Source organism: Exiguobacterium sp. s157 (genome assembly GCF_018618205.1).
Classification (GTDB): Bacteria; Bacillota; Bacilli; order Exiguobacteriales; family Exiguobacteriaceae; genus Exiguobacterium; species Exiguobacterium chiriqhucha.
In genome coordinates this window covers 74173-93126 of sequence record NZ_JACSLQ010000001.1, presented here as the reverse complement: position 1 = coordinate 93126, position 18954 = coordinate 74173, and the positions used below count along the sequence as shown (strand labels likewise).

Below are 18954 nucleotides of genomic sequence, written 5' to 3'. Positions count from 1 at the left end.
GGTGCTCTAGTCACTTGTCTTGGTCGCGCCCGAACGCCGCGTTCGCTTCGTGCCCTTCGAACGCCGGGTTGTTTCCGTCATTGAACCCCGTGTCGGGTTCATCGAGAATCAAGGCGTAGCCTCCGTTTAAAATATCGCCATACGCGCGGTTGACGTCGTCGTCAGCGAGACCGAGGTCGAGCAACGCCCGCTTCACTTCCTGCTCGCCTTCGGCCACACCCGCGAACTTTTGCATCCAGTTCGCGCTCGCTGCTTCCACTTTTGCGTCGGTGTTCCGTTTGACGAGCGAGACGTCATCTTTGTCTCTCGCGACGACATATAAGTCGCTCTCCTCATAGCCTTCCTCGGTCAGTTGATCGATTTTGGCGACGAGGGCCGCCTCGTCTTGGTATGTGTCTACAAATCGACGTTTGCTCATCGTGTCTCATCCTTTCGGGTTGTCTGGTCATGAATCGTGACGTCGGCCTGGCCGACCTCGGTCACTTCAATTTCTTCTTTACGGAGCGTCTCCGTCATGGTTTTCACGTCTTCGGTCACTTGTTTCCGGACGATAATCTCTTCGACGACGACAGGACGTTTGACGATGAACGCCCGTTCCTCGATGACTTGAATCCGGAGATGGTCCCCTTCGTCAATCGTGCGAATGCCGGGCTGATTAAAGTCATAGTCCTCGAGCACGTCTTCTGACCCTGGTGTCCGCTCCACATGAACCTGTTCCCTGCGGACCGGGACTTCAATCTCTTGAACTGTCTCCGCGACGTGTCGATTGATGACGACCTCGCCCGTTTGAACGGCTTGTTTCTCGACGGTCAAGCGTTCCTCGTGCAAGGCAAGTGTCTGTTCTTCCGTCTCCGGTTCTGATTTCATTTTCGGGCGGCCGGCCTCAAGCGATTGGTCGCCACGGTCGGCATCGACGTACAAGAAGAGTCGTCCCTGCTCGACTTCCTGAGCGAAGCGATCCTGTTGCTCCTTCGTGAGCCGCATGCTACCAAGCCAGCGTTCAATCGGTCGCTCGCTCGATGTGACGAGTGAGGCGACCGTACCCGGTTCGTCGGTGACGAGCACATATAACTTCGACTGGCGTCGGACCGCGTCCGCGACGTCGGCTCGTTTGACGAGGACGTACATGTCCTCTTCGGCGTATCCTTCTCGTTTCAAATCGACCGTTCGATTGAGCAGCGCCTCCGGCTGGTCAAATACTTCAGAGATAATCGCATGTTTCATGGCATTGATTCCTCCTATGGTTACTTGGCGAAAAAAAGGATGGTCCCTCAGAGAGAGCCATCCTTGTCGAGGTACTTGGTCAATCGATTACAGGCGGTCACGCTCGTCGCGACGTTTGCGATCGAGATCATGATCGCGATGGCGAAGGTCGTCTTCCCCTTCGATATGCGCTTCTTCTTTACGCAACGTCTCACGTACCGTTTCCGTATCTTTGACTTTCTCTTTGCCGACGATGATTTCTTCGGCAACGACATCTTTCTTCGTCACATCGACACGTTCTTCCGTGACCGGTACGCGAATCTCATCGCGGTCAGTCGTCGCATCGAACGAATGTCCTGTCGCTTCACGGTCCCCATCGACACGGCGACGTTCGACATACACTTCATCGTGCTCGACTTCGACATCGACGCGTTCTTCGCGTTCGACGACATCTTTCTCGACGCGAACTTCACCAGTCTGCACACGTTCCTTGTTCACAAGGAGACGCTCTTCGTGCAACTCGAGTTTCTGTTCGTCCGTCAAGTCCGTACGGTTACGGATGTCCTCATCCATATCGTTGAAGCGGTTCGAGTTGACGCCTGCACCTGTTGCACCGATGCCGGCACCGGTTACGCCAGTCCCTGTTCCGAAGTCACGCGCGGTCATATTGCCCGCTTCGTTACCTTCTGATCCGTAACCAGCTGATGTGCGGCCGCCTTCGAACGTATCGTTACGTCCGTCGTCAAACACGCCGTCATTCTTGTCGAGCAAGAGGACCATGCCGCCGTTTTCGATATCTTGGTGATGACGCGCCGTCTCTTCTTCTGAGAAGCCGAGTTTATCGAACGTGTGACGTACTTCGTCTCCGCCGTCTGCTACTCCGAAGAAACGATCGAGCCATGACGCTTTCGTTTCTTTTACTTCTGCATCCGTTTCGCCGCGAACCATCGAAAGGTTCGACTTATCTTTCACAACGACGTACAGATCGTCTTCGCGATGCCCTTGGGCGCGAAGCTCATCAATTTTTGACACAAGCTCTGACTCCTGATAGTAAGTGCCTACATAACGTTTGTTATCCATGATTGTATCTCCCTTTCAAATTCTTTATTTTTTTTGGTTATTGGCTGGGCGGATTCGTAATGATCTGCCATTCGGCCGGTAATGTAGATGTTCCCTTGCAATTCCGTTTCATGCATTTCTTTCACGATTGTAATCTATTTGTAACGATATGACTTTTGACCGATTGATTCCGCTTCTATTATATGCATCCGGATTGAACATAAAAAAACCTCCCGCATGAAACGGAAGGTTTGACCTCATTCAACGATTTCAGTTTTCTTTTTCTGACCACATGACTGACGAACGACCAAATAATGCGGAACGATGACGCGTTTCCCGTAAGGTGGCGCGCTGTCTCCAATCTGTTCAATCAGACAGTTCGTTGCCTCGAAACCGAGGCCGAAGATGTTGATTTCGACCGAAGTGAGCGGCGGATTCGAATGTTCGGCGATGTAGACGTTGTTGAAACTGACGACGGCGACGTCCTCAGGTATCTTAAGCCCCATCTCACTGAGCGTGCTGATGACGCCGAGCGCCATCATATCGTCACTGACGACGACGGCTGTCGGTGGTTCCTCTAATTGGAGCAACTCCCGCACGGCTTTGGCCCCGCCCTTCGTCATGAACTCGGCACGAGCGATATAGTCTTCCCGAACCGGGATGCCCGCCTCCATCAACGCTGTCGCGTACCCGTTGCGACGATCTTGTGTGACGGCGAGTTTATCGGATCCCCCGATAAAGGCGATGCAACGATGGCCGAGGTTGTATAAGTGTTTCGTCACTTCACGCCCGGCCAAATAGTTGTCCGTGTCGACGTACGTAATCGACGAGGCATCTCCAAACGGCTTCCCGACGACGACGAACGGGAATTTTGTCTGACGTAAATATTGAACGACTTTGTCGTCTTCACGTGAGTACAAGACGATGACGCCGTCAACGCGACGGCCTTGGACCATCTCGATGACCCCCGACAAGACCTCTTCTTCGGTCACGCCCGTCGTCATGTAAAGCGAGTAACCGTTTTGGTGGGCTTTCGTACTGATTCCACGCAGTACTTCAGGGAAGAATGGATTTTGAAGCGTTTTCGTCGCTGCGCTCGGCATGACGAGACCAATCGACTGTGTCGAGCGGTTGGCGAGACTTCGCGCGTGAATGTTCGGATGGTACCCGAGTTCTTCCATCGAACTGCGTACACGCTCTTTCGTTTTCTGACTGATACGCGGACTGTTGGCGATGACGCGAGACACGGTCGACGGTGCGACATTGGCGTGTTTGGCGACATCTTTAATCGTGATTTGCATGATGATCCCCCTTGCTTCCGTTAATTCATAGTTCCCTATCACAGGGTATCGTCAGCTCGCGCTCTTGCGACGCTTCCACATGACCAATCCAGTCAAGAAAATCGGGATGGCGATGACAAGTAGACCGATCGTCCACATGTTCACTTCCGATTCTTCGACGATGTAGGCGTTCGCGCTTTCTCCTGCGAGCTTGATGGTGAACGTGCCACGTTTGTCGGTGACAAGTTGTGAGAACAAGAGACCACGAAGGCGTGTATCTTCTCCGACTTCGCTTACCTCGAATTCAATCTCTCGGTCCTCGGCGTTCATATTGATAGCGTACAAAGCGACATCGTCGCCGTCACGACGCTCGAACACGGCCATGCCGTCTTTCGAGGCGATCATGCGTTGTTCGCCGGTCGCGAAGACGGGATATTCCTCTCGCATCCGGTTCATCATCGTGACGTATTCATGGAGCTCTTCATTTCCAGGGAAATCGGTCATGGCCCGGTTCGCCGGATCGGCTCCGCCCTTTTGTGCGTTCTCCGTCCCTTGGAAGACGATCGGCATGCCTGGAGACGCATAAAGGGCGAACAATCCGAGGCGTAGGCGACGCTCGGCCGACTCGGCCCCGCCGAGTTCCGCGACGTGCATGAATCGTTCTACGTCGTGGTTATCGAGGAATGTCGCCATTTGGTTCGGGTCGTTGAAGAACGTCTCGGCGTAGCTGGCGGCCACGTCGATTTCGTCCACACTCGCCGACTTTTGCGTCATCGTCTTCGAGACGCGGTCGTAAAACGTGAAGTTCGTGATGCTGTTGAAGCCTAGGTCATCATATTCCGCGACGTACTGTGGATCTGGGTCGAACACTTCGGCCAACAGATAAAAGTCGGGGTCAACGGCCCGGACCGCTTTAACGAAGTCTTCCCAAAACGGTTTGTCGACGTGACGTACCGTATCGAGACGATAGCCGTCAATGCCGGTCTCTTCAATCCAATACGTGGCCGCCTCGAGTAAGTAGTCTTTCACTTCCGGATCTTCCGTTTTGAAGTCCGGCAAGTCGAACAGCCAGTGCGTCTCGACTTGTTCTTGATCGTTCCAAAGCACGATCGGCAACTCGTCATGGAACCAGTCCGGTCGTTCTTCGACCCATGGATGTTTCGGACCGACGTGGTTGACGACGAAGTCGAGGATGACTTTCATGTCCCGTTTATGGGCCTCGTCGACGAGTTCTTGCAAATCTTCTTTCGTCCCAAATTGGGGATCGATGTTATAAAAATCTTTAATCCAATATCCGTGATAGCCGTCCGGCATGTTCTCAAACACCGGTGTCAACCAGACGGACGTGAACCCGAGCGACTCGATATAATCGAGCTTTTCAATCACGCCGCGGATATCGCCCCCGTGAAAGGCTTTCGGGTCATCTTTGTCGACCTGCGAATTGTTGTCCGGATTCCCGTCAACAAACCGGTCGACCATGATAAAGTACATGCGTTCCTGTTCCCATGATGCTGCTTCTTTCGCTCCGACGATTGTTGGAAACAAAAGAAGCGACAGAAGAACGAGCACGACGCCTCGCCTCATATCGCTTCCCCCTTAAGTGAGTATTATCCTTTCGTACCACCGGCAGTGAGACCCGAGACGAAGTAGCGTTGGAACATGAAGAACAAGAGGACGATTGGGAGGGCCGAAAGGACGGCGCCTGCCGCGAACAACGTGAAGTTGTTGTCGAACTGTCGAGAGATCATGTTGTAAAGACCAACCGCGAGCGTCTGTTTCTCTGGTGAACGAAGGACGAGCGATGCCAAGATGAAGTCGTTGAACGGGCCCATGAAGTTAAACAAGGCGATCGTTGCGACGATTGGCTTCGCGAGCGGCAAAATGATTTGCCAGAAGATACGAAGGTGACCGGCACCATCCATCCGAGCAGCTTCATCGAGCTCTTTCGGAATCGTATCGAAATAACCTTTTGCCAAGTACGTGTTCATCGGGATTGCGCCTCCGGCATACAGCAAAATAAGGGCTGTGTGCGTATCAAGAAGGTTGAGCATGTTCAAGAGCACGTAGATGGCGATGATGGCAACGAATTGCGGGACCATCTGTAAGACGAGGAACATGACGAGCGAGTTCTTCCGTCCCACGAAACGGTAACGCGAGAAGACATAACCTGTAATCGTTACCAAAACGACTGAGAGCAACATTGTGATGACTGCAATTTTTAATGTGTTCACATACCATAAACTATAATCCGAAATAGATAGATCGAACAAGTTTTTATAGTGAATAAATGTCGGGTTCGACGGAATGATGGTCGATGTGATCGTACGACCCGGGTTGAATGACGTCCCGACCACCCAAAGCATTGGATAGAGAATGATGATCGACGCAAGCGTCAAGATGACATAAGAGAACGCCAAATTGATTCGTTTTTGTTTTTTCATATCAGATCATATCCTCGTCTTTGAAAGATTTTGTCCGACGGAACTGGATGACGGCAAGTGTCATGATGAAGAATGACAAGATGAGCGTAATCGCAGCCGCAAGTCCGTATTGCGGGTTGGCTCCGAGCGACAATTTGTAAATCCATGAAATCAAGATATCGGTACCACCGGCAGTTTGGCCCGGAACAGCCGGTCCACCACCGTTAAAGAGATAGATGATGTTGAAGTTGTTGAAGTTGAACGTGAACTGCGTGATGAGAATCGGTGCTGTTGCGAACAAGAGCATCGGTAATGTGATTAAACGGAACTTATCAAAGATGGTCGCACCGTCAATCGTCGCCGCTTCATATAAGTCACCCGGGATGGATTGAAGTACCCCAGTCATGAGCGTCATGATGAACGGGAAGCCGAGCCACCATTGAATCAAGATGAGCGCACTGCGTGTCGCCGTCGGATCGGTCATCCAGTTGATCGGATCAAGTCCGAACGCCGGAAGAATCGTCGTATTGAATACCCCGAACGATTCGTTGAACATCGAACGGAAAATCAAGATCGTGATGAACGCCGGTACGGCCCATGACAAAATCAAAATTGAGCGGAACAAACGACGGAAGCGAAGACCTTCTTGGTTCAAGAGAACTGCAAGGAAGATCCCGATGGCGATGACACCGACCGTCGAAGCGACTGTCCAGACGAGCGTCCAACCAAGAACGCCGACGAACGTGTCACGGAAAATATCAATTTCAAAGATTCGTGTGAAGTTCTCAAATCCGACCCATTCGACGAGCTTCGCCGGTGGTGCGTTGTTGTAGCGATAGTTCGTGAAGGCAATCAAGAATGTAAAGATCAATGGAAGAATAACCGTGAAGACGAGCAAGATGAGCGACGGGATTAACATCAAGTACGGGAATCCGTGGTCGCGCAAGTTGCGAAGTTGCACTTGGAACGTTGCAACGTTTAGGTGCTGATCACGAATGCGACCGACTCGGTAAGCGTCACGAATGTTCCAGACATAAAATGCGATACCGAAGAAAAGTAAGATTAACGCGACAATACCTTCTACCATCAAGAAGATGGAATGGTCGTTACGAGGTCCTGCCACTTCGCCAAGCGTGATCAATCCCCAAAGACCTCCACGGTCACCAGGTCCAGCGCCCGCTCCTTTGAAAAAGAGATCGTAGTTTACTGCAAAATAAGACATGATGACAATAAAGAAAGCGATCGCTTTCGCTTTTTGGTTGTTATAAAATTGACCGGCTCCCGGAATGATCGATAGTAATGCAGCGTTCCGAGCATGATTGGTCGGTTGTTTGTCCGGACGTTGATCCGGCGTTTTCGGGTTCGCAATTGAAGCCATCCTCAATTTCTCCTTTCAATTTGAGCAAATCAATCGAGCAAGCGTTTGCTCAATTCTAGAAAATGAGGGGGAACGCCAGTCGGCGTACCCCATCATTTCTTGTCCTTATTGGTTGTTCGCTTGGATTTGTTGCTCGATGACTTTAACAGCATCGTCAGCTGATTTTTGTGCATCTTGCTTGCCAGTTGCTACGAGCTGAAGTGCTTGTGCCATTGGCTCCCAAACTTGTCCCATTTCAGGAATGTTAGGCATTGGGATTGCGTTCGTCGCTTGATCGAATACCGCTTTCGCAACTTCGTTCGACGTGATTGTCTCATTCGACTCGAGTGCTGCTACTGGTGGGATCTCGTTGTAAGCTTCAAACATCTTCAATGCGTTCTCTTCGTTCGTAAGTTCTGCGAGGAACATTTCAGCCCACTCTTGGTTTTCTGTGTAAGCAGAAAGTGCGTATGTCTTCACGCCCATGAACGTCTTGATTGGCTCACCGTTTGGAAGTGTCGGCAATGCAGACGCTCCAAGGTTGACGCCGGCATCTTTGTAACCATCTACGGCCCATGGTCCGTTCATGACTGTGTGTGCTTTCTTCTCAGTGAAGAGTTGGTCCATCGCTTGGCCACCAGACTCGCCGATCAACCCTTTAGGGAAGAGGCCTTCTTGGTACCATTTGCCGATGTAGTCGAAGCCTTCAACTGCGCCTTCGTTGTTCAAACCGACGTCGGTTGGGTCGAGCGCGCCGCCGTCTTCTTTGAAGACGTAACCGCCGAAGCCAGCCACTACACCGTGAGCGAAGTAGAAGTTATCCCAAAGACCGAGGAAGCCGTACTCGCCTTTGTCTTTAAGATCTGTAGACAACTTGTACAAGTCGTCCATTGAAGTAGGAGCTTCTGATACCAAATCCTTGTTGTACATGAGGACTGGTGTTTCAACTGATTTCGGATAGCCGTAAGCTTGTCCGTCGAACATGACAGCCGATTTCGAAGCGTCTGTGAACGCTTCAAGTGCGCCTTCATCCGTAATTGGAGCCAAGTGACCTTGATCAGCGATCGTTCCGATTTGGTCGTGTGGTACGAGAACGATATCAGGACCTTTACCAGCTGGGCCATCAAGCGCCAACTTGTCTTTTTGATCCGTCATTTGAACTTCAACGACTTCAACTGCGACGCCGTGTTCTTCTTCAAACGCCTTCGCAACTTCTTTCGTCGTTTCCGACTTTTCAATATCTTCCCAAATTACGATTTTTTCTGGCTTGTTCTCGCTAGAAGAACCGCCTTCGTTAGTAGAACCGTTGTCCGTACCGCCACCACATGCAGCAAGTGCACCGAAAGCGAATACTGCCGTTGAAAGTCCTGCTACCATTTTTTTCATCTTCATGATGAAAAACCTCCCCAAGGAATAGTATGGTCAGATTTGCGCAATCGCACTGGCCTACTGATTTTAAACAACTCCGCTACAGAATCAGTAGGTTAGTGAAAACGTTTGCATCCTCACCTCAATTTTTATTATACAGTTGTGTAAGCGTTTTACAAGACTTTTTTTTAGGAATTTTTCCTGCTGTTGTCCCATTTATCTCTTTTTGAACTTTTTGTAGGTGTTTTTCTTATGAAACAAGGAATCGAACGATTGACAAAATGTAAACGCTTTATTACCCTTTGCTTGAGCAAACGTTTTCACAACTGTTGTTTCTTTTCTGAACATACAGTGTAAAATGGTAACAACCCTAAGAGAGAAAGGAATGATTTCATTTGATTAAAGAAGCTATCTATCATCGCGCCATGTCCCCTTTCGTGTACAAGTACGACCGAGAAACGATACATATTCGATTCCATACGAAAAGAAATGATATCCAATCTGTTGACTTAATTTGGAATGACCCATATGACTGGCATTCGGAAGACCCGGCCATGTGGAACTTCGATCCGGACAAGCCGAGCTTCTGGCGCACGTTCGAGACACCGATGGAAAAGATTGGACACGACGACCTATACGACTATTGGTTCATCGCCATCAAGCCGCCATTCCGCCGGCTCCGTTACGGCTTCCGTCTCCATGACGGCAATGAGACGGCCGTCTATACGGAAAAAGGTTGGTTCGAAGATAAGCCGCTCGATGACACGGGCTACTATTTCTGCGTCCCATTCATCAACCCGGTCGACATCTTCCATGCCCCGTCGTGGGTGAAAGATACGGTCTGGTATCAAATCTTCCCGGACCGGTTCGCGAACGGTGACTCGTCACTCGACCCGGAAGGCACGCTTCCGTGGAACAGCACCGAGCCGACGGTCACCAACTTCTTCGGCGGCGACTTCCAAGGGATCATCGATCATATTGACCACATCGTCGACCTCGGCATTACCGGCATCTACTTCTGCCCGATCTTCAAGGCGACGACGAACCATAAATACGATACGCTCGATTATATGGAAATCGATCCTCAGTTCGGAACGAAGGAACAGTTCAAACAACTCGTCGATCTTCTGCACGAGAACGGGATTAAAGTCATGCTCGACGCGGTCTTCAACCACGTCGGGTACAATCACCCGTGGTTCCTCGACGTCGTCGAGAACGGACCGCAGTCGGAGTACCGGGACTGGTTCTACCTTCGTGACTTCCCGATCGAGACGACACCGAAGCCGAACTACGATACGTTCGCGTTCGAGAAGAACATGCCGAAAATCAATACGGAGCACCCGGCGCTAAAAGCTTATCTATTAGAAGTCGCGCGCTATTGGGTCGAGGAGTTCGGCATCGACGGCTGGCGTTTGGACGTCGCCAACGAAGTCGATCATGCGTTCTGGCGCGACTTCCGGAAAGCCGTGAAACAAGCGAACCCAGAAGCGTACATCCTCGGTGAGATTTGGCATGACGCGCAGCCGTGGCTTCAAGGCGATCAGTTCGATGCGGTTATGAACTACCCGTTCACGAACGCGAGCCTCAACTATTTCGCGCTCGACCGGACGTCCGCTTCCGAGTTCCGGGATGAATTGACGCGCGTCGAGATGATGAACACGACGAACGTGAACGAAGTGACGTTCAACTTGATCGATTCGCACGACACGCCGCGTGCCCTTACACGAGCGAAAGGACATAAAGGAAAGTTCAAGTTGCTCATGACGTCGATGCTCACGTACACGGGCAGCCCATGTATCTATTACGGGGATGAAATCGGTCTCGAAGGTGAACAAGACCCGGGCTGCCGTCGTTGCATGCCGTGGGATGAGACGCAGGAAGACCGGGAGCTGTTCCGCTATATCCAAAAATTGATTCGACTTCGCAAAGAGCACCCGGTGCTTGCTAACGCCGGGTCGTATCGCTTCAACCTCGTCGATAACGAGTCGAACGCACTCATCATTGAGCGTTGCACGAAAGACGAGACATATTTGATATACTTCAATAACTCAGAGACGGTATCGAAGCTGAACCCACTCTGGCATACGGGAAGCGCTTACGATTTGCTTCACGACCGCGATGTAGACTCACTTGAAGTCGAACTCGCACCGTTCAGCGCCACGATTTTGAAAATGAAATAAATTCGGTTTTGCACCCGTTTCGGCGGGTGTTTTTTTTGTTGAAAATAATTTGCTAAATCCCTTTCTTTTTCATATCAAAAGGAGTAACATGACCCTTGTGATTTTGACAACGTAAATATTTCATAGAGAGAATTGTAGAAACAAGGGAGAATACACATGCCGAACAAAAACACCGAACAGCTCAGTTTATTTAAAATATCGTGGCCGATCTTCATCGAGCTCGCGCTCCATATGGGGACCGGGATTATCGCCACGCTCATGTTGGCCCATTACTCAGATGCCGCCGCTTCTGCAGTCGGCGTCGCCAACCAAATTTTGAACGTCTTCTTAATCGTCTTCAGCGTGACGTCGGTCGGCGCGACCATCTTGATCGGTCAAGCCATCGGCGCCAATCGGATGAAGAAGAGCCGCGACTTCGCCCGTTCTGCCGTCAGCTTGAACATGTGGCTCGGCGTGATCATGGTCGCCGTCGTGTTCTTGTTCGGTGAGACGTTCCTCCGCCTGTTCGGTCTATCGGATGAGCTGTTCGACCACGGTCTCTTGTTTTTACAAATCGTCGGGTTGTCGCTCTTCACCGAGGCGCTCATCATGGCGCTCAGTTCCGTCCTCCGGAGTCACGGGATGACGAAACATGCGATGCTCGCGACGCTTCTCATCGATATCATCACGGCCATCGGAGCCATGATTGCCGTCATGGGTTGGTTCGGCCTCCCGGTGACAGGTGTCGCCGGTGTCGCCTGGGCCATCGTCATCGCCCGTTTCTCGGCGATGGTACTCTTGTTCTGGATCGTCAAGAAGCGACTCATGCTCCGCTTCCCGCTCAAAGAATTGATTAAGCCGCAACGCGATGATATCCGTGCCTTGCTCCAAATCGGGGTACCATCGGCCGGAGAGAACTTGTCGTATCAGTTCTCACAAATCATCATCACCGGTTTCATCGCCACGATGGGTGAGGCGTCCCTCGCCGCCCGCGTCTACGTCATGAACCTGTCGATGCTAGCCTTCTTGTTCACGGTCGCCGTCGCGCAAGGGACGCAGCTGTTGATTGCCCGTGACATCGGCGGGAAACGGTTTAAAGAGGCGTATACCCGCGCCGTCAAGACGTTGAAGCTCGCCATGTTTGCATCACTCGTGGCCTCACTCGGACTCGCCGTCTTCGGTAAGTCGTTGCTCGGCCTGTTCACGTCGAACCCGGACATCATCGCCGTCGGCGTACCGATTTTATGGGCGACGCTCATCCTGGAGCCAGGTCGTGCCATGAACATCGTCTTGATGGGCTCGCTCAAGTCGGTCGGCGACGTTCGCTTCCCGGTCATGATTGGAATCGCCTCGATGTGGGGCGTCGCCGTCGTCTTCAGTTATTTGTTCGGTCTCCAGATGGGGCTCGGCGTCCTCGGGATTTGGCTCGCCTTCTCACTCGACGAGTGGTTCCGCGGTTTCTTCGCCTTCCGGCGCTGGAAATACGGGACGTGGCAACAAAAAGGCTTCCAGTTCGAACCGAAGCCAACTTCATAACCAATCAAAAAGAAGTGGTCGCTGTGACCGCTTCTTTTTTTATCGATTATCGATTTAAGAATGCCTGCATCGCCTGGCGATGAACGTCCGTCTGCCCACATTTCCGTTGCCAGATAATCTCTTGCTCGAGCCCGTCCTCGAACGAATCGGCTCGGAACAACGCCTTCATGCCTTGCACCGCTGTCGGTGACTTGGCTGCGAGCGTCTCGGCGTATGTCGTCAACCGCTCCAAGTATGCCTCATCCTCGACGAGCTCCGTGACGAGACCGAACGTCTCGGCCTGTTCGGCGTCAATCGTGCTGCCGCTCCACATCCAAGCGAGCGCGAGATCTGGTCTCATCAAGCGTCGTAAATGGTATGGTCCCCCGGCGTCGGCGACGAGACCGATTTTGATGAACGCCGAACTGAACTTCGTCGACCTTGCGACGAGCCGGACGTCCGCGGCGAGCGCCAGACTGAGACCCGCCCCCGCGACGACCCCATGAATGCCGGCAATGATTGGTTTCGGACAGTCGGCAAGCGCCCGCACGAGCGGATGATACACCTCTTCTAAATACACTCCATAGTCGGCGTCACTCTCAATCGTCAAGTCCTGTCCCGATGAGAAGGCACGTCCTTGCCCGACGAGCACGATGACGTGGACGGCCTCATCCGCCACGAGCTGCTCCATCGCTTCCCTCGCCTCGCGAAGCAACGTCTCATTTAATGCGTTCAATTTTTCCGGCCGGTCCCATTTCAGCCAGCCGACCCCGTTCCGCTGTTCCAGTTGAATCGTTTCCATCCTAATTTCCCCCTTCATGATAAAATGAATCACTATTCATTTCTCTATCATGGATTCTGTTTCCTTCTTGTCATGAAAACTTTCCGAGTTCGATTGCCCGACGCTACCACTATTTGCTATTCTTAAAAGAGTCGTTCAACGAAAGGGTGGGACCGATGCAACTGACAAACGCCGCAAGACAACTGAAACAACGGAACGTCCCGTTCACGTATCACACATATGAAGTGGACGAGTCCGACGTCTCGGCCAAGCATGTCGCCGCATCACTCGGTAAACCGCTCGACCAACTGTATAAAACGATTTGTCTCGAGAACGAGCAACGCCGATTCGCCTTCTTTTTGATTTCAGGAGAGCTCGATATCGACTTAAAAGCGGCCGCGAAGGCCTGGGGTGTCAAAAAGGCTTCGCCCGTACCGGTGAAAGAGCTCGAGGCGCTGACCGGGTACATCCGCGGTGGGGTCTCGCCGATCGGTGCGAAGAAGCGCTTCCCCGTGTTCCTTCACGACAGCGCCAAACAAAAAGACACGATCATCATCTCGGCCGGAAAGCGCGGCTATCAACTCGAACTCACACCGGCCGATTTGCTCCGGTTCACGGACGGCCGCTGGTTCACTCAATAAAAAAGATGGAGGCAATATCTATGTGGAAAGAACGAATCCGCTCGTGGATTCCTAACTCATTTACGTTCGGCAACTTGTTCTGTGGCGTCTTGGCCATCGTTTATGCGGCGCGTGGCGACTATTCGAACGCGACGTTATTGATTATCATCGCCATGATGCTCGACAGTCTCGATGGACGGCTGGCCCGTATGCTCGGTGTGGCCGGTGATTTCGGGAAAGAACTCGACTCGCTCGCCGATGTCGTCACGTTCGGGGTCGCCCCGGCATTACTCGCCTACTACACGTTTTTTATCGACTACGGCAACTACGGTCTTTTCTTCGCCGCCTTATTCCCGCTGTTCGGCGCCTACCGCTTGGCCCGCTTCAACTTATCGGCGACGAACGTCTCGGCCAGCTACTTCTCAGGTGTCCCAATCACTGCGGCCGGCGGATTGCTCGCCGTCGTGACGACGTTCGGGGACCAGATTAATGAACTGCTCACCCCAATCTTTTTCACGGGTCTCGCCCTGCTCATGGTCAGCCGCGTGCGTATCCCGAGTTTCAAAGATGTGCCGCTCCCGCGCCATTCGTTCATCATCACAGTCAGTCTCATCTACTTGACGTACATGATTCTGGCCCGGTGGAAAGAATGGCCGTCGTTCTGGTTCATCGCCGTCACATTCTACGTCTTATTCATCGCCTTCTCGTTCGTCAAGAAACGAAAACGGATGGCGAATTGATGGGTCCCTCTCGAGGGGCTCTTTTTTTGCATGCATTTATTAGACGGATGTCACAAACCTCTCTAGAATGGTAATAGAGGTGATGAAATGAAAGTGTATCCATGGATTTGGAAATGGTTTTTAGTTTGGTATGTCATCGGGGTCGTCCTCGTTGGCTTTGATTTGTTGCCGAGTTGGCTCGAATGGGCAAACCCGGTATTCTTATGGCTCGCTGGGGCCATCGGTGGTTGGGTGATCGCGGACGGCGTCCGCCACGCCCGCTGGATTGTCCCGTTCATCTTCTTCGGCTCAATCGCTGTCGAGACGCTCGGTGTCAAAACCGGGTTCCCGTTCAGCGAGTATATCTACGCCGAGGCGTTCGGTCCGACCGTGTTCGGTGTACCGGTCACAATCGGTGCAGCCTGGCTCGCCGTCATCGGCTCGAGCTTTGCCGTCGCCCGCTTGTTCTCGTTCAAGAACCGCACGCTCTGGCTCGTCCCATTCCTCGCTGTTTGGCTCGACATGGCAATCGATCCGGTCGCCGCGAACGTGAAAGGCTATTGGGAATGGGCCAATGACGGTTTGTATTATGATATCCCGACGCAAAACTTCGTCGGTTGGTTCGGACTGTCGCTCATTTTCTCTTGGTTACTCGACCGGTTTGAAGTCGAGGCGGAACCGATGTTGCTCGGGCACGGCCGTTATTTGTTCGTCATGCTTCACGCCTTGTTCGGAGTCACGGCCGTCAACGCCGGTCTCTACGGGATCGGTGTCCTCAGCCTCGTGACCGCCGCAGGTCTCATCTTGATAGAACGGAGGAGCCGTCATGATCGAAGCGAGCAAAAAGAAATGGTTCAATAACCTGTTCTCGACGTTCGTCAAAGAGCGTCAAATCCGTCCGTTTTTCCATACGATTCACGTCCGGGCCGATGACGTGCCGACACCTGGACTGTTTTTGAGCACACACAGCTCGTGGTGGGACGGGATGATTCTGCTCATGTTGAACGAATATTATTTGCGTCACGACGTCCACGTCTTGATGGATGAGGATGGACTGCGCCGCTTCCCGTTCTTCCGCCACTTAGGTGCGTTCTCCATCAAAAAAGGCAAACTATCGGACGTGCGCGCCTCGCTCGACTATGCTAATCGGCTGTTACTCGCTGGCAAGTCCGTCTGGGTGTTCCCGCAAGGACGTGAGTATCCACAGGAGCATCGCCCGCTCGAGATCGGTTCCGGTGCAACGATGCTGATTCACAATCCAGAAGTCCGGTTGTGCGCCATCTATTATACGTTCGCGTCCCACGCCGCCCCGCTCGTCTATGTGCGGTTCCGCAACCATACGGTCGTCTCTAAGACGCGACGTGACCAAAAACAAGAGCTCGCCAAAGCACTTGAGCGACTATATGACGATACGCGCGACGACGTGATCGCACAATCCGACCGCTATATCGAGCTGTTCCCTCCGAAGCGCAGCTTGGCGGATTGGACAGAGCACGTGCTCCAACTCGGAAGAGGCCGCTCATGATTCTGTTCGTCATCACGTCCCTGATGCTCGTCTTCACGCTGGTGAACTTGCTATTCCTCCGGCCGCTCACCGCTCCGGCCCCTGTCCCTTCGACCGCGATTTGCATCCCGCTTCGGAACGAGGAGCGGAACGTGCCGAAACTCGTCACAAGTTTAAAGGCAGCCTTGACGGATGAATGTCACGTTTATTTGTATGAGGACCGGTCCGAGGACGGTACATATGAGGCGCTCGTTCAAGCGATTGCGGGCGATTCCCGCTTCACCATCTTCCGTGGGGTGCCGCTCCCGGAAGGCTGGGCCGGTAAAGTCCATGCATGCCATCAGTTGGCGACCCGGACGACCGAGCCGTATGTATTGTTCCTCGATGCCGACGTGACGATCGACCCGACGTTCATCGGTCGACTTCACGGCACACTCGCCCGCGAAGGAGCGGTCTTCTTGTCCGGCTTCCCCCGTTTCCCGACACCGACTTGGCTCGGCAAACTGTTGATTCCGATGCAGCACGTCTTAATCGCCCAGCATTTGCCCCTGTTTTGGCGAAAAGTCCGTCATCCTGCCTTCGCCGCGGCCAACGGGATGAACGTCCTCGTCGAGCGGGCGAGCTACGAGGATGTCGGAGGGCACGCCTCGATTCATGATTCATTGATTGACGACATCGATCTCTGCCGCGAGTTCAAACGTCGGAAAAAGATCACGTCGCTCGTCAACGTCTCGCCGTATATCACGTGTGACATGTATGCGACGAATGAAGAAGTCTGGAATGGGTTTTCAAAGAACGTATTCAAGGGAATGAATGAAGCAGTGGGCATCGCCCTTTATTTCTTTCTCTACTACGGCATCCAGCTGTCTGCTTTCATCGTCTTTCTCGTCCGCATGGACTGGATTTCATTCTTGGCATGCGCGTTCGTTTTGCTCGCGCGCCTCGCCATCGATGTCAAATCGGGTGGCCGCCAGTTTTGGCTCCACCCGTTCAGTCTCATCGCCTACTTGCTCCTCTTGTCGAGCGCGGTCGTGCGCAAATGGCGACGGAAGCCGATTTCATGGAAAGGCCGGACGTATCAATAATTAGGAGGCATACTATGAAACATATCGCCATTATTGGGGCCGGTCTCGGCGGCTTGAGTGCCGCCGTCACCTTGGCCGCCCGCGGTTACGACGTGACCGTCATTGAAAAGAACGAGCATGTCGGTGGGAAGCTCATGCCGATTATCACCGATGGACACCGCTTCGACTTCGGACCGAATACGATTACGATGCCGGACGTGTTCCGCTCCGTCATCCGCAACAGCGGCGCCAACCCGGATGACTATTTTGAGCTCGTCAAACTCGAGTCGCACACGGTCAACCACTTCTCCGACGGTTCGACGTTCACATTCGATTCGGACCGCGAAAAAATGGAAGCTGAGGTGCGCCGTCTGACCGGCGACAAAGCCGATAAAAATCAATTGGCCGCTTACTTAGACGAGGCGGAAAAACTGTTCGAGATTGCCAATCACCGCTTCTTCACGCGGATGGACTCGAAAATCGATACCGGTCTTTGGGCCGACATGATGAAAGTGCATCCGCTCAAGAGCCTGCATGCGCTCCATAAAAAGTACTTCAAGGACCCTCGCATCATCCAAGCGCTCGACCGGTATGCGACGTATATCGGCAGCAGCCCCTACGTCACACCAGGCACGTTCGCGCTCATCTCGCATCTCGAGCTGAATGACGGCGTCTATTTCGCCAAAGGCGGGAACTGGACGATCGCGAAAGGCTTCGCGAAACGGGCGAGCGAGCTCGGCGTCGAGTTCCGGCTCGGCCATGAGGTGACGAAAATCGAAGTGACGAACGGGAAGGCCCATGCGGTCGTCATCGACCACGAAGAGGTCATGTCTTGCGATGCCGTCCTTCTGAACGGGGAACTGCTCACGCAATATCCGCGTCTCGTCGACGCGATGGACCGTCCCTCGTTCCCGGTACCGACACGCGACACGATCGAGCCATCGGTGTCCGCTTTCGTCATCATGATCGGCTTGAACAAACGATTGAACCTCGCCCATCACAACGTCTATTTCTCAGACGACTACGAGGCCGAGTTCCGGGCCTTGTTTGAAGAGGAACGCTATGCCGATGAGCCGACGATCTATATCTCGAACTCGGCCCATACCGACCCGTCAATGGGAGAAGCCGGCGATAACTTGTTTATCCTCGTCAATGCGCCGGCCCATATGACCGATATCGATGCCGAGACGTATGAGCATTTGATTCGTCGACGGCTCCGCACGTTCGGTGTCGATTGGGAAGACAGCGATGTCTTGTTCCATCGCCGCGTCACTCCACTCGATTTGACCCGTGATTTTTACGCCTACTACGGAGCGCTTTACGGGACGTCGGCCAACTCGAAAAAAGGAGCGTTTTTCCGTCCGTCGGCCCGTTCCGAAGACGTCTCAAACATCTGGTTTGCGGGCGGTTCGACCCACCCTGGTGGCGGTAGCCCGATGGTGACGCTTTCAGGACAATTCGCGGCCCGATCGATGTTAGAGGACATACCTCTGACAATTTGAACATTTTGTGAACAGAGGATTCGACACTTGTCGACACGGGACAGACGTGATAATATCATATTCGAGTTCAAGCAGTTTTGTAACGTTAGTTACACCTGTAGCGATCGAATGGCTTCCCCGAGCCTATCGCGTTTTGAACTTGTCACACCCGAGAAAAAAGTGATGAGCGAGTTTCCCCACTCGTATCCCGCAGCTGGAACAGCATGCATCTGATGTTCCCCCTTAGTCCATCAAGCATCCTGCTTCAGCGAAGATGCCCCATTGTTTCATTCCCCATGAAACGAGGCACATCTTTAGGGTTCATCACGTCCGATTCGTTCGTTTCCCCGATGAACGAATCACATAACGCTTACACCACTTTTGGTCCCCCGCCAAAAGTGGTTTTTTTGTGCGCAAAAAAGGC

Annotated in this window: 17 protein-coding genes; 8 read left to right on the top strand and 9 right to left on the bottom strand. The window is 52.7% G+C overall.

The window, feature by feature from the left end; all coding sequences use genetic code 11:
• Positions 1–10 precede the first annotated feature (10 nt).
• The 8 genes from KNP67_RS00495 to KNP67_RS00460 all read right to left on the bottom strand — a co-directional run bounded on the left by KNP67_RS00495 (position 11) and on the right by KNP67_RS00460 (position 8711).
• Positions 11–418, bottom strand: coding sequence for a general stress protein (locus tag KNP67_RS00495; protein ID WP_021066661.1), 408 nt, complete (start codon positions 416–418; stop codon positions 11–13).
• A complete protein-coding gene (locus KNP67_RS00490) occupies positions 415–1224 on the bottom strand; it encodes a YsnF/AvaK domain-containing protein (RefSeq protein ID WP_021066662.1) in 810 nt (269 codons plus the stop codon). The genes KNP67_RS00495 and KNP67_RS00490 overlap by 4 nt, the downstream gene beginning before the upstream one ends.
• A gap of 87 nt (positions 1225–1311) precedes the next feature.
• Positions 1312–2283, bottom strand: a complete 972-nt coding sequence (locus tag KNP67_RS00485; protein WP_021066663.1) for a YsnF/AvaK domain-containing protein — start codon at positions 2281–2283, stop codon at positions 1312–1314.
• 236 nt (positions 2284–2519) lie between these two features.
• Positions 2520–3563, bottom strand: a complete 1044-nt coding sequence (locus KNP67_RS00480; protein ID WP_021066665.1) for a LacI family DNA-binding transcriptional regulator — start codon at positions 3561–3563, stop codon at positions 2520–2522.
• A 51-nt stretch (positions 3564–3614) separates the two neighbouring features.
• Positions 3615–5126 carry an alpha-amylase family glycosyl hydrolase gene (locus KNP67_RS00475; protein WP_214755692.1) on the bottom strand — a complete coding sequence of 504 codons (1512 nt, stop codon included), beginning with the start codon at positions 5124–5126 and terminating at the stop codon, positions 3615–3617.
• Between the two features lie 23 nt (positions 5127–5149).
• Positions 5150–5983 (bottom strand): sugar ABC transporter permease, encoded by an 834-nt coding sequence (locus KNP67_RS00470; protein WP_021066667.1) that lies wholly within the window; start codon positions 5981–5983, stop codon positions 5150–5152.
• A gap of 1 nt (position 5984) precedes the next feature.
• Entirely contained in the window at positions 5985–7340 is a 1356-nt protein-coding gene (locus tag KNP67_RS00465) for a carbohydrate ABC transporter permease (RefSeq protein WP_021066668.1), read from the bottom strand.
• A gap of 105 nt (positions 7341–7445) precedes the next feature.
• A complete protein-coding gene (locus KNP67_RS00460) occupies positions 7446–8711 on the bottom strand; it encodes an extracellular solute-binding protein (protein WP_214755691.1) in 1266 nt (421 codons plus the stop codon).
• Between the two features lie 371 nt (positions 8712–9082).
• Here KNP67_RS00460 and KNP67_RS00455 point away from each other — a divergent pair, with 371 nt between their 5' ends.
• Positions 9083–10867: a glycoside hydrolase family 13 protein gene (locus KNP67_RS00455; RefSeq protein WP_214755690.1), complete on the top strand. Its 1785-nt coding sequence runs from the start codon at positions 9083–9085 to the stop codon at positions 10865–10867.
• Positions 10868–11023: 156 nt separating this feature from the next.
• Entirely contained in the window at positions 11024–12382 is a 1359-nt protein-coding gene (locus tag KNP67_RS00450; RefSeq protein WP_021066671.1) for an MATE family efflux transporter, read from the top strand.
• A 46-nt stretch (positions 12383–12428) separates the two neighbouring features.
• Here KNP67_RS00450 and KNP67_RS00445 read toward each other — a convergent pair whose 3' ends face one another.
• Complete coding sequence (locus KNP67_RS00445; RefSeq protein ID WP_029595950.1) at positions 12429–13163, bottom strand: enoyl-CoA hydratase/isomerase family protein; 735 nt, start codon at positions 13161–13163, stop codon at positions 12429–12431.
• Between the two features lie 155 nt (positions 13164–13318).
• Between KNP67_RS00445 and ybaK the strand changes: the two genes are divergently transcribed.
• The 6 genes from ybaK to KNP67_RS00415 all read left to right on the top strand — a co-directional run bounded on the left by ybaK (position 13319) and on the right by KNP67_RS00415 (position 18551).
• Complete coding sequence (gene ybaK, locus KNP67_RS00440; RefSeq protein WP_131472271.1) at positions 13319–13783, top strand: Cys-tRNA(Pro) deacylase; 465 nt, start codon at positions 13319–13321, stop codon at positions 13781–13783.
• Between the two features lie 20 nt (positions 13784–13803).
• Positions 13804–14502, top strand: a complete 699-nt coding sequence (gene pssA, locus KNP67_RS00435) for a CDP-diacylglycerol--serine O-phosphatidyltransferase (protein WP_131472269.1) — start codon at positions 13804–13806, stop codon at positions 14500–14502.
• 87 nt (positions 14503–14589) lie between these two features.
• Positions 14590–15342, top strand: coding sequence for a carotenoid biosynthesis protein (locus KNP67_RS00430; RefSeq protein ID WP_021066675.1), 753 nt, complete (start codon positions 14590–14592; stop codon positions 15340–15342).
• Complete coding sequence (locus KNP67_RS00425) at positions 15308–16006, top strand: lysophospholipid acyltransferase family protein (protein WP_029595951.1); 699 nt, start codon at positions 15308–15310, stop codon at positions 16004–16006. Before KNP67_RS00430 ends, KNP67_RS00425 begins: the two co-directional genes overlap by 35 nt.
• Complete coding sequence (locus KNP67_RS00420) at positions 16003–17070, top strand: glycosyltransferase family 2 protein (RefSeq protein ID WP_029595952.1); 1068 nt, start codon at positions 16003–16005, stop codon at positions 17068–17070. Before KNP67_RS00425 ends, KNP67_RS00420 begins: the two co-directional genes overlap by 4 nt.
• 14 nt (positions 17071–17084) lie before the next feature.
• Positions 17085–18551, top strand: coding sequence for a phytoene desaturase family protein (locus tag KNP67_RS00415; RefSeq protein WP_058763052.1), 1467 nt, complete (start codon positions 17085–17087; stop codon positions 18549–18551).
• Positions 18552–18954: the final 403 nt, after the last annotated feature.